At 34.4% G+C, this 12,367-nt stretch carries 11 protein-coding genes; 10 read left to right on the top strand and 1 reads right to left on the bottom strand.

Annotation, left to right across the window (positions count from 1 at the left end; genetic code table 11):
- Position 1: 1 nt before the first annotated feature.
- The 5 genes from asnB (at position 2) to HPY79_05985 (ending at position 4,491) form a co-directional block, all read left to right on the top strand.
- Positions 2-1,807 carry an asparagine synthase (glutamine-hydrolyzing) gene (asnB, locus tag HPY79_06005; GenBank protein NSW45348.1) on the top strand — a complete coding sequence of 602 codons (1,806 nt, stop codon included), beginning with the start codon at positions 2-4 and terminating at the stop codon, positions 1,805-1,807.
- A 71-nt stretch (positions 1,808-1,878) separates the two neighbouring features.
- Positions 1,879-2,334 carry a 50S ribosomal protein L13 gene (gene rplM / locus HPY79_06000; protein NSW45347.1) on the top strand — a complete coding sequence of 152 codons (456 nt, stop codon included), beginning with the start codon at positions 1,879-1,881 and terminating at the stop codon, positions 2,332-2,334.
- 5 nt (positions 2,335-2,339) lie between these two features.
- Entirely contained in the window at positions 2,340-2,726 is a 387-nt protein-coding gene (gene rpsI / locus HPY79_05995; protein NSW45346.1) for a 30S ribosomal protein S9, read from the top strand.
- Positions 2,727-2,821: 95 nt separating this feature from the next.
- The gene (gene rpsB / locus HPY79_05990) at positions 2,822-3,637 is read left to right on the top strand and encodes a 30S ribosomal protein S2 (GenBank protein NSW45345.1); all 816 of its coding nucleotides are present in this window, start codon (positions 2,822-2,824) and stop codon (positions 3,635-3,637) included.
- Positions 3,638-3,660: 23 nt separating this feature from the next.
- Positions 3,661-4,491 carry an elongation factor Ts gene (locus HPY79_05985; GenBank protein NSW45344.1) on the top strand — a complete coding sequence of 277 codons (831 nt, stop codon included), beginning with the start codon at positions 3,661-3,663 and terminating at the stop codon, positions 4,489-4,491.
- 68 nt (positions 4,492-4,559) lie between these two features.
- Here HPY79_05985 and HPY79_05980 read toward each other — a convergent pair whose 3' ends face one another.
- Positions 4,560-5,738 (bottom strand): T9SS type A sorting domain-containing protein, encoded by a 1,179-nt coding sequence (locus HPY79_05980; protein ID NSW45343.1) that lies wholly within the window; start codon positions 5,736-5,738, stop codon positions 4,560-4,562.
- A gap of 185 nt (positions 5,739-5,923) precedes the next feature.
- Here HPY79_05980 and HPY79_05975 point away from each other — a divergent pair, with 185 nt between their 5' ends.
- Genes HPY79_05975 through HPY79_05955 form a run of 5 tightly spaced genes read left to right on the top strand, consistent with a single transcriptional unit; the run spans position 5,924 to position 12,362 of the window.
- Positions 5,924-7,894: a hydrogenase gene (locus HPY79_05975; GenBank protein ID NSW45342.1), complete on the top strand. Its 1,971-nt coding sequence runs from the start codon at positions 5,924-5,926 to the stop codon at positions 7,892-7,894.
- A gap of 1 nt (position 7,895) precedes the next feature.
- On the top strand, positions 7,896-8,801 hold the full coding sequence (locus tag HPY79_05970; protein ID NSW45341.1) for an NADH-quinone oxidoreductase subunit H: 906 nt from the start codon (positions 7,896-7,898) through the stop codon (positions 8,799-8,801).
- A gap of 2 nt (positions 8,802-8,803) precedes the next feature.
- Positions 8,804-9,433: a hypothetical protein gene (locus tag HPY79_05965; GenBank protein ID NSW45340.1), complete on the top strand. Its 630-nt coding sequence runs from the start codon at positions 8,804-8,806 to the stop codon at positions 9,431-9,433.
- Between the two features lie 2 nt (positions 9,434-9,435).
- Positions 9,436-10,857 (top strand): hypothetical protein, encoded by a 1,422-nt coding sequence (locus HPY79_05960; GenBank protein ID NSW45339.1) that lies wholly within the window; start codon positions 9,436-9,438, stop codon positions 10,855-10,857.
- 11 nt (positions 10,858-10,868) lie between these two features.
- On the top strand, positions 10,869-12,362 hold the full coding sequence (locus tag HPY79_05955; GenBank protein NSW45338.1) for an NADH-quinone oxidoreductase subunit C: 1,494 nt from the start codon (positions 10,869-10,871) through the stop codon (positions 12,360-12,362).
- Positions 12,363-12,367: the final 5 nt, after the last annotated feature.

Here is a 12,367-nt window from a genome sequence, read left to right as displayed (position 1 = left end):
CATGTGTGGGATATTAGGCATAAAGTCAACACAAAAACTCATCGAACGCAAAACTGCTAACTCAATGCTTTTAACTATGCAACATCGCGGCAAAGATAACCAATCCATTCATATACTTAATAACCAAACAGTAGCAATTGGCCATGCACGACTCTCGCTTATTGACTTATCCTTATCAGGGAATCAACCCATGTGCAACGAAAATCAAACCATATGGCTCTCTTTTAATGGCGAAATTTACAATTTCAAAGAACTGAAAGTTCAATTAGAACAATTAGGACACGTATTTAAAAGCCAAAGCGATGCTGAAGTTATTATACATGGTTACGAAGAATGGGGAAATTCTGTTTTGCAAAAGCTAAATGGGATGTTTGCATTCGTAATATACGACGAAAACAAACAACATTTTTTTTGTGCACGCGACAGAATCGGTATAAAGCCCTTGTATTATGCACAATTCGACTCATTTTTTATAGTAGCATCCGAAATAAAAGCTTTAATAAAACATCCCGAATTCAACAAAGAAATAAATTTTGAATCATTTATAAAATATTTTACATATCGATACATCCCCTCTCCTAATACTATTTACAAAAATATATATAAACTTCCACCTGCTTCATATTTGATAGCCGATAAAAACAATCGTATAGAGATTCATGAATATTGGCAACTTGTTCCAAGCGATAAAAAATATAATAGCAATATAGACAATGAAGTATATCAACGTTTGAAATTATCAGTTAAACAACACTTACAAAGCGACGTTCCCCTTGGTATATTTTTAAGTAGTGGCCTCGACTCGTCAACTATAGCCATGTTAACCCAAGAAAATAATTACAACCCTTATGCTTTTACCATTGGTTTTGACAATTGGGAAAAAAGCGAACACAAACAAGCATTTATCATTGCTCAACAATTAAACATTCGAGAATATTACGAAAAAATACTACCCAATAATACAATAGAAAATATTTATCAATCGGTTTATAATTATGATGAACCTATTGCCGACATTTCTATTGTTCCAACATATGAAATTTGTCGTTTTGCTGCGTCAAAAGTTCGTACAGTATTATCGGGCGAAGGTGGCGATGAATTATTTGCTGGATATCATTGGCATAAAACTTATATGTCTCACCTATGGTTCTATAAAGGCCTTTCGCTATTCAAAAACGATTCACTTGTAGAATACTATGCACAATCTATGGCCATGGGACTATTTAACCACTCTGAACTAACAAAGCTTTTACCTTTTAATCTTTATAAGTACATTCCCGACGATGTCTTCTATTTCTACCGCAAGCATTACATAAAAGACATACACCCACTTAAAGCACTTCAATATCTCGACTTAAAAACATTTTTGCCAGAACTTGTACTGACCAAAGTAGATCGCGCCAGTATGGCTCATACACTCGAAGTTAGAGTACCTTTCCTTGATAAATCACTGGTAGAATTCATGTTTTCGCTACATCCTCAGCATTATTTTAATAAACAACAACAAAAATATCTACTACAAAATATTTTAAAATCGAAAATACCTCAAAATATATTAAACAAACCCAAACAAGGATTTGTAGGTCCCGATTCATTTTATAGTCATAAATTATTCTATTTTCAGCACTTAAAAAAATCAAACCTTGCAAAAAATGGCTTAATACGCCAAGAAACGATCGACCATTATTTACAAAACGGTGAAATTTGGAAACTTTGGAAAATTTTAATCATGGAAAACTGGTTTAATTATTGGATTTTGGGACAATTAAACAGTAAAGAAAATTTTTTGATAAAAAATTTAACATAACTTGTTTTAAATAAGAAAAAAATATGTATCTTTGCAGTCCGTATTTTAAGGGTAACTAAAAGATTAAAAAAGTGGACACATTAAGCTACAAAACAATTTCTTTGAATAAAGAAACAGTTGAAAAGAACTGGTTGCTTATCGATGCAACAAACGTACCGGTTGGTCGTCTTTCGTCAACAATTGCAATTATTTTACGTGGAAAGCACAAAGCAGGATTTACTCCTCATGTTGACTGTGGAGACAATGTAATTGTAATAAATGCCGATAAAGTTGTATTTACCGGCGATAAAATGGAAAAGAAAATATATTTAAGTCACACAGGATACCCTGGTGGCCAACGCATTGAAAATCCTGCAAAATGGATGCGTACCGACCCTCGCAAAGTTGTTGAACATGCAGTAAAAGGCATGCTTCCACGCAATCGACTTTCACGTCGTTTAATACATAATTTATATGTATATGTTGGATCTAATCATCCACATGAAGCTCAAAAACCAACCTTAATTACAATAGATAAAATTAAATAATCGATATGGAAAAAATAAACACTGTTGGCAGAAGAAAAGCAGCCGTTTCACGTATTTATCTTAGCGAAGGTGATGGAAAAATATTAGTTAATAATCGCGATTATAAAGAATATTTTCCTAGCGAAATTCTCCAAAACGTAGTACTTCAACCTCTTAGAATATTAGAATTAGAAAACAAATTCGATATAAAAGCCAACATTAGCGGTGGTGGCGTTAGAGGTCAAGCCGAAGCATTACGTCATGCCATTTCACGTGCTTTAGTTGAACTCGACGAAAATAATCGCTCACCTTTAAAATCTAAAGGTTTATTAACCCGCGACCCCCGCGAAGTTGAACGTAAAAAAGCAGGTCAAAAGAAAGCACGTAAACGTTTCCAATTCAGCAAACGTTAATGTACAAAATATTATCCGAAATTTTCAAATTGGCAAGACTTCTTCTTCACGAAGAACTACTTGCCAATTGTATTAATAACTAAAAATAAATTTTTATGTCAAAAGTTACATTCGAACAATTATTAGAAGCAGGTGTTCATTTTGGACACTTAAGACGAAAATGGAATCCCGCTATGGCTCCTTACATTTTTATGGAAAAAAATGGGATTCATATTATTGACCTTCATAAAACATTGGCTAAACTCGAAGAAGCAAGCAGTGTTGCTAAACAAATAGCCAAATCGGGTCGAAAAATATTATTTGTGGCTACCAAAAAACAAGCAAAAGAAATAGTAGCCGAAAAAGTATCAAATATCAATATGCCATATGTTACAGAACGTTGGCCAGGTGGTCTTTTAACAAACTTCCCTACCATTCGTAAAGCTGTTAAAAAGATGACCAGCATTGACCAAATGCTCAACGACGGCACATTCGATAATTTATCAAAACGCGAACGCTTACAAATCAATCGTCAACGTGCAAAACTAGAAAAAAACTTAGGCAGCATTTCCGATTTGAATCGATTACCTGCAGCACTTTTTATTGTTGATATTTCTAAAGAACACATTGCAGTTCGCGAAGCACGCCGTTTAGGCATTCCTATTATCGCTATGGTAGATACTAATTCAGACCCCAATTTAGTTGACTTCCCAATCCCAGCCAACGACGACGCTTCGAATAGTATAGCTTTAATATTAGACACCATAATAGATGCTATTAAAGAAGGTTTTGAAGAAAGAAAAGTAGAAAAAGAAAACACTCCTGCCGAAGATAAATCTTCCGAAGCTTCAAAAGAAGAAAATACTGATAAAGAAGCTAAAACAATAGCTCGTAAAAAAAGTTCGGCTCGTAAACCAAAATCAAAAGAATAAATAAACCCTAAAAAAAGAAATTTATGGCTCAAATAACTACAGCAGATATTACTAAATTAAGAAAAGTAACTGGTGCAGGCTTAATGGACTGCAAAAATGCTCTCAACGAAGCAGATGGAAATATTGATAAAGCAATAGAAATTATCCGTAAACGCGGACAAGCTATAGCCATGAAACGCTCCGATAGAGAAACTACTGAAGGATGCGTTGTTGCACGTACATCAAGTGATAAACGTTTTGTTGTAATGACCGCTCTCAGTTGCGAAACCGATTTCGTTGCCAAAAACGAAGGCTTTGTTAAAGTTGCTGAAACCATTGCCGATGCAGCATTAAAAAATCGCCCTAAAAACATCGACGAACTAAAACAAATCAAAGTTGATGGAGTTACCATTAACGATATGATTATGGAAAAAGTTGCTGCCATTGGCGAACGCATGGACATTGCTTGCTATGAATATATCGAAGCTGAATACGTTTATTCATATATTCATTTTGGAAGCAAAATTGGAAGTATCGTAGGATTTAACAAAATACTTTCAGACGAACAAATAGCTAAAGAAATTGCGATGCAAATTGCTGCTCAAAGCCCTGTTGCTATTGACAAAGACGATGTACCACAAGAAATAATCGAAAAAGAACTTGAAATTGGTAGAGATCAAGCTCGCAAAGAAGGTAAACCCGAAAACATGATTGATAAAATTGCCGAAGGTAAACTCAATAAATTCTACAAAGAAAGCACACTCCTTAATCAAGAATATCTTGGCGATAGTAAAAAAACTGTTCGTCAATACCTCGAAAGTATTGACAAAGATTTAAAAGTAGTAGCTTTTAAACGCTTTTCTTTAGTAATTTAATGAATTGATGAAAAAATAAAAAAGAGGCTGTCATTTTTGACAGCCTCTTTTTTTCCCCTAAACCATCACTAAATCTTAATCAATTTTACAAAACTAACTAAACCCTTATCATCAATATATTCTAAAATATATTGACCTTTATTTAAGTTGCTAAAATCAATCCAATGTTCGTTTTCGTCGTTTAATTTAAAAGTGCTAATTTCCTGTCCTAAGACGTTGTAGATATGGCATACACCTGAAAAATTTTGATTGAATTTTACAATTGCATATGAACTTGCAGGCATTGGATATATAGAAGCAACAGCGTTTATGTTCGTGGCATTGATTTCAGCAAGCTGAGAACAAGTTGTTTGAAATTCACCAACCGAAGTTGGTTTTAATAATGGTTGAGTAAAGTTAGCATATGCTACGCCATTGGCATAAAATTGCGAAAGTAAAAACGAACAAATATAATGACGTATCGATGCAGTAGCTGGTTCCCTTCCAATAGAACCAACAGGTTGATCGGGATTGTTGTAATTGCCAAAACCTCCGTGACCAATACCATTAAATAAAACCCAGGTCTTACATGATGCCGCCGTAAACCTATTTTGAAAAGCATTGCTGGCAACATCATTCGTCGATCCAACTAAAGGTGCAGAAGTATTATCTTCGCTACCGCACATTAACATAACTTTGCCATTATAACTTCCAACATTTTGAGCACCTAAACCAAAAATACCAGGATTGGGATAAGAAGCCATATAAATAATAGCTTGTATTTCATTAGGTCTGTTAATAATGATATCGGTTGCATTCATGCCACCATTTGAGTGTCCGGCAACTATAAATCTGCTCAAATCGACATAAGAGTGCATCCAATTAGAAGAATTAGCAACTTTAGTTTTTATGTAATCGTGTGTTTGCGTAAATAATGTAGAGTTTGGACCACCGGATGTGTTGTTTATAATGATTACCACAAATCCGTATGAAGCTAAATGTTGCCAATAAATATCGTAACTATGCTTGTTGATGTAACTTGTACCAGTTCCATTAGCGCCGGGTTGAAATAATATGGTAGGAAATGGACCACCTGTAGAATTAGAAGGTCTAAAAAACAATAAATCGTTGGGTGTAGCAGTCATATCTGAATCCATGACCACCGAATACGGACCATTTTGATAATAAGGCGATAATAAAGGATCTATTTGGTTAAATGCAGTAATAGATAAAACTACAAAGCTAAAAAGAATGAAAATCTTTCTCATAATTTATTTTTTTAGTTATTTTTTGAATATATTCGTCCGAAAGTTATATTTTTTTACTCATTTTTCCAAATATTCAACTTTTTTTAACTAGAATTTTAAACATAGGCTAAATTTTTTTTAATAATCATAATAAACGTGAATAATGTAAGTATATAAAATCTACTTTTGCAATAAATATCAGAGATATGGAATTATTGTTAATTATTTGTCTTTCTGTATTGTTTTTTGCAATGTCCCGGAAAAAACTACCCGTTTACAATCTTATATTGACTTTTTTATTTTTAGCTGTGAGTTCGTTTTATGCTATTAAAACATTATTTTTATCGCAACCATATGCTTGTCTCATTCCTTTTCATTTTTGGGGGAATGACATTTTGCTTACGATGGATAAGCTGTCGGCATTTTTTGTTTTGGTTATTAATATTACAACTCTTGTTTCGTCTATATACAGCATACAATATATGTCGATGTATCATACTAAAAGCCGACAGGAATTAGTTTTACATTATTTTTCGTTTTTCACACTTTACTGGTCAATGATTGTTTTAACGATGTTGCAAAATACCATAGCTTTTTTGGTAGTATGGGAAATTATGTCATTAAGTTCGTTTTTGTTGGTGATGTTTGAAGCAGAAAAATCGTTAACGCAAAAAGCCGGTATCAATTATTTTATTCAAATGCACTTTGCTGCTTTATTTTTATTATTAGGTATCATTATTTTACATTATTTTACCGATTCGTGGTCATGGTCGGCATTGCAGCAATATTTTGCGAATTACTCTAATGTCGGTTTATTTTTGGTGTTTTTTGCGGGTTTTGGTTTTAAAGCTGGTTTTGTACCTTTCCACACGTGGCTTCCTCATGCACACCCTGCTGCTCCTTCGCATGTTTCGGCATTAATGTCGGGAGTGATGATAAAATTGGGTATTTATGGTATTTTGCGCATAGTGTTCGCCCTACAAAACGATTTAATGCTCATTGGTTTACTTGTTTTATTTGTTTCGCTTATATCTGGTATTACAGGTGTGGGTGTTGCCATTGTTCAACATAATTTAAAACGATTACTAGCATATCATAGCATCGAAAATATTGGCATTATAGGTATTGGTATAGGTGTTGGCATTATTGGATTGGCTATTCAAAATCAGACACTTGCTATGTTGGGGTTTGCCGGTGGTATTTTGCATGTGCTCAATCACTCGTTATTTAAATCGCTGTTGTTTTTCAGTGCAGGTTCTGTTTATCATCAAACGCATACCATGAACATTGACAACATGGGAGGATTGATAAAACGTATGCCTGTAACAGCTTTTATTTTTCTTATTGCTTCGTTATCCATTTGTGGATTACCTCCTTTTAATGGTTTTATTTCTGAATTTTTAATCTATAATGGTTTTGTAAATGGTATTATTCACGCAGATGTGATTGTAAAATTAGTTATGTTGTTCGCTTTACTTGGTTTAGCTGCTATTGGAGGATTAGCTATTTTTTGTTTTACCAAAGCTTTTGGGATAGTATTTCTAGGAACCGAACGCAGCTCGCATATGCATCATGCCCATGAAATGTCATGGTGGTCGTTAGCCCCTCAGTTTATAAGTCTGGCGTTAATTTTACTCATTGGTTTTGTCCCATCGATTGTTTTAAACCCTGTGCTAAGAATTGTTCAGCAAAATGTCTCAACGTGTAGTACCGTATTGTTGCCTAATACTGATGCACTTCAAAGCATAAGTCTTGCTGCCGGAGTATTTGTGTTAATTGTATTAGCTGTTTGGTTAATAAAAAAATGGGCATTCACGACTAAAAAAGTGCAATCTTCGGTTACATGGGGATGTGCATATCACGGGAATGCTCCACGCACTCAATATACAGCTTCTTCGTATGCTGAAAATTATATACATGGCATGGAACATTCATTAAATGTTACTACTCATTTTAAACCCATCGCGACAACAGAATATTTCCCAGAACATCGCCATTACAAAACTCATCAGGAAAGCACTTACGAAAAACATATTTTTAAGCCCATTGCAAAAATATTTGAACGCTTTTTCGATAAATTTGCTTTTATCCAAAGCGGACAGACGCAACATTATATCTTATACCCCTTTGTTCTTATAATAGTATTAATAATTTTAACTTTAACAAACTTGATATAATATGGTATTGGCTGCAATTATTTTGCTTAGTTTAGTATTTCCGGGCATTATCGTGAAGGTAAAGAGCAAAACATCGGGACGAAAAGGTCCATCTGTTTGGCAACCTGTATATGATTTGGTGAAGTTATTCAGAAAAGAAGCTGTTTACAGCAAAACTACTTCGTGGATATTTGCATGGGCTCCGGTTATGTATTTTGCTTCGGTTATTATGGCAGCGTTGATGTTACCATTGGGCAAGCATGGAGCAGTCATTTCATTTCAGGGCGATTTTATCTTTTTTATTTATTTACTTGGTTTAGGTAAATTTTTTATGATTGTTGCAGCCCTTGATACAGGTAGTGCTTTCGAGGGAATGGGAGCAAGTCGCGAAGCCCTATATTCTATGCTAGTTGAACCAGCTTTTTTTATTTTGTTAGCTTCGCTCGCTCTTTTGAGCGGAACAACCTCGTTCGAAACTTTTTTTCACTCACTTACCTTTAATAGTTCTATAGCTATTTTTATTGGTGTGTTAGCCACTTATTTAATTTTTCATGTTGCACTGCTCGAAAACAGCCGTATGCCATACGATGACCCTAAAACACATCTTGAATTGACCATGATTCATGAAGTGATGGTACTCGATTATTGTGGTTTTGACTTAGCTTTGATTCAATGGGCAGGGCACTTAAAATTCGTTTTATATAGCCTTTTAGTTACCAATCTTTTCATAGCTCCTTCATTTCCGACTTGGCTTACTTTACTTGTTTTTGTAACAATTACCCTTCTATTTGCTGTAGCAGTTGGTTTTGTTGAGTCGTTTAGAGCACGTCATAAGCTAAGAAACAATAATAAAGCTATTGTTATATTAATTCCAATAGCTATCCTTATTTTCTTTGGTAGTATGTTGATTATGAATAAATTGTTTTAATTATGGGAATGCTTTTTATTTTATTGTTTTTCGTTTCACTGTTTTATATTGCCATTTCCGGACGTTTGTTTACTGTCCTTAATCTATTGATATTACAGGGATTGCTATTGTTTGGAGTTGCTATTATAGAGTTAAACGAAATTAATATTGTTAATTTACTTATTGTTTTACTCGAAACGTTGATATTTAAAGCGTGGTTTATGCCTAATTATCTAAAAAAAGTAGTGAACAGAAATAATATTAAACGACAAGTAAATCCTTACATTTCTGGATTTAATTCGCTAATTATTATTTCGGTAATAATTATTGGTAATCTTATCTTTGCCTATTACATTCAAAATACCTTTTTAAAACCAGCTTACATTGCGGCAGCATTTTCTGGAATTTTAACTGGTTTATTCTTAATTATATCGAGAAAGGAAATTTTGATGCATTTGGTGGGATATGTGGTGTTAGAAAATGGAATTGTATTGCTTTCGTTTTCTGTAGGGAAAGAAATGCCATTTGCCGTAAATGCTGGTATATTGCTCGACATCTTAATTTCTGTATTGATTTTTGGTTTATTCATTAATAAAATCGGCAAAATGTTCGAAGATATGGATATAACCAAACTAACTTCATTAAGCGATTAACTATGGAATTGATAATTTATTTTTCAGGTGTGGTATTTTGGGCACTTTTAGCTTTTCTAATTCGTAACAGAAAAGGACAAATCCCGGTAGCAGCATTATTTGTATTGTGGCAACTATCTTTTAGTGGTTATTTATTTACAAAACTCAATACCAACTGGACTTCGTATTTTAAAAACGATGCTTTATCGGTTATTTTTATTAGTGTACTTTCAATAACGGCAATTTTTACAATGGTCAATTCGTTTATTTATTTTCAACATCGCAACGAAAAGCCGCTTATTCGAAGTATCTACTTATTGGCATTAATGCTTTTCTTTGGCTGTATGACGGGTGTTTTTCTGTCAAACAATGCAGGTTTGCTTTGGATTCTGACAGAAGCTACTACATTGGCTATTGCGGTCTTAATTTACCATGAACGAACCATTGAGTCGTTAGAGGCTACGTGGAAGTATGTTTTTGTTTCGACTATTGGACTTTCGTTTTCGTTTATTGGTATTATTTTGCTCGATTTATCGCTCAAAGGTTCAGGAGGTGTAGATTTGTTTTTTAGTTCTATTAATCATTCACTTTTAATAAACAATGCTATACTTTTTCAAAGTGCATTTTTGCTTATCGTAATTGGGTTTAGTATAAAAATGGAAGTATTTCCATTGCATACGGTTTGTGTTGATGCAAACTCAATTGCTCCAAGTCCCATTTCGGCATTATTTTCGACTTCATTAGCAAATGTTGGATTTGTAGCCATTTTTCGCTTTTTTAAAATTACTACTTATACTCCCATGCATGCTTGGGCTAGTCATGTTTTGTATATCATCGGAGCCTTATCTATTTTGTATGCAGCAATATATATGATTCGTGTAAAAAATTATAAACGATTGGTTGCTTATTCAAGTATTGAACACATGGGCTTAGTTGCATTAGGTATAGCAACCGGTGGTTTAGCATGGTTTGCCGTTATATTGCACCTGATTTATCACTCTTTTACAAAATCGAGTTTGTTTTTCCAATTATCGCAATTAATTCAAATGTACAAAACAAAGAAGTTAATGGGAGTGGGTCGTTACTTTAAGCTCAATCCACTTGGAGGCATGGTATTTTTGCTCGCATTTATTTTGATATTGGGAATTCCGCCTTCGGGTATGTTTTTTACAGAACTTATGTTGTTTAAAACGATGATAGAACAAGGATTACTTTGGTTAGTGATAGTTATTGTTCTTTTACTTACCATTATTATTTGGATTTTCACCAAACAACTTTTCCGCATATTGTTTAAAAATTTGGGACAACAACAATTATCAACCATACAACCTAGCCCTTGGTACGAAAGTATTCCACAACTTGTGCTTTTGTTGTTTACTTTTTATTTAAGTATTCAACCACCCGACTTTTTAATTTTGTTGATTCAACAAGCTGTTTTACCCTAAATGACTATTTTATGAACTATACTAGTATAAAAAACAGTGAAGCTATACCGGTTGAAAAAGTTCCGGTGCTCAATTACGACGAATTTTTTTCAACATTTAACTTGCTAAATGATGATAGCAATCATTGTGTTAACTACTTTGCTATGAACGAAGGGAACGGCATGCGTCTGTGGGCTATGATTGCCAACGATGTTGAACATAGCATTTATGTTTTTAGTTGCAAAGTAGCTAAAGGAGCAAAGTTAAAATCGCTAACCCATCTATATCCTGGCATGCATGCATACGAGCGTGAAATAGCTGAAGTATTCGATTTACATTTTATAGATTCCAATTGGAATAAGCCCTTACGTTTTCCATTCAATCGAAAGAATAGCGATATAACTATTAACAAATACCCATTTTATAGCATTGATAGCTATGAACTACACGAAGTAGGCGTAGGTCCTATTCATGCTGGTATTATTGAGCCCGGACACTTTCGTTTTATATGCAACGGCGAAAAAGTATTGCATCTCGAAATACAACTTGGTTATCAACATCGTGGAGTAGAATCTTTAATGGTTCAAAACCAAGATGTGGTATATCAAACTAAATTGGCTGAAAGCATCGCCGGTGATACGCTTGTCGGGAACACCTTAGCCTATGCTTACCTCATCGAATCGCTTAATGGGAAAGTCATGCCCGAATCGGCTGAGATTGAACGAGCCATTGCCCTTGAATTGGAACGCATTGCCATTCATACCGGCGATTTAAGCGCCCTATGTACCGACGTTGCATATCAATTTGGAACAGTTGTTTTTCAAGATTTACGAACCATAATTATCAATACTTTTTTGGCTTGGTGTGGCAATCGCTTTGCCCGCAAACTCATATTTCCAATGAAAAACAAATATCCACTCACACCTGAGCTTAAAGAAAAAATTGCTAAAAATTTAGCCGAATACGAATCGCGTTTCCACGAAATGGCTCAATTAATGTTCGATATACCAAGTGTATTAGCACGTTTTGAAAATGTGGGAGTGGTTACCCCTCAGCAAGCTCGCGACATGATGTTTGTAGGTATGGCTGCACGTACCTGTGGAATAGAGCGTGATGTTCGTAAATCGCATCCCATAGGGTATTTTAAAACAAAAAGCATTGTTCCGATAGTATTAAAAAATGGTGATGTAATGGCAAGGGCTAAACTAAGGCATTTTGAAATTGTAGCCTCACTTCAGCATATCAAAGAATTGCTCCAATTGCATCAATCAAGTCAGAAAACAACCGATGCAAACTATCAACTTATGCCTAACACGCTTTCGGTATCGCTTATTGAGGGGTGGAGAGGCGAATTATGTCATGTTGCTATAACCGATGCTCAAGGTAAGTTGTCGCACTATAAAGTAAAAGACCCTTCGTTGCATAATTGGTTTGCGTTAGCATTGGCTGTTCGCAATAATGATATCAGCGATTTTCCAATTTGCAATAAAAGTTTCGATTTGTCGTATTGTGGTTTCGACCTATAAAATTA

The sequence above is a fragment of the Bacteroidales bacterium genome (assembly GCA_013314715.1).
GTDB lineage: Bacteria > Bacteroidota > Bacteroidia > Bacteroidales > GWA2-32-17 > Ch61.
The sequence above is the reverse complement of the archived record's forward strand: the minus strand, read 5'-3'. Positions and strand labels throughout refer to the sequence as shown.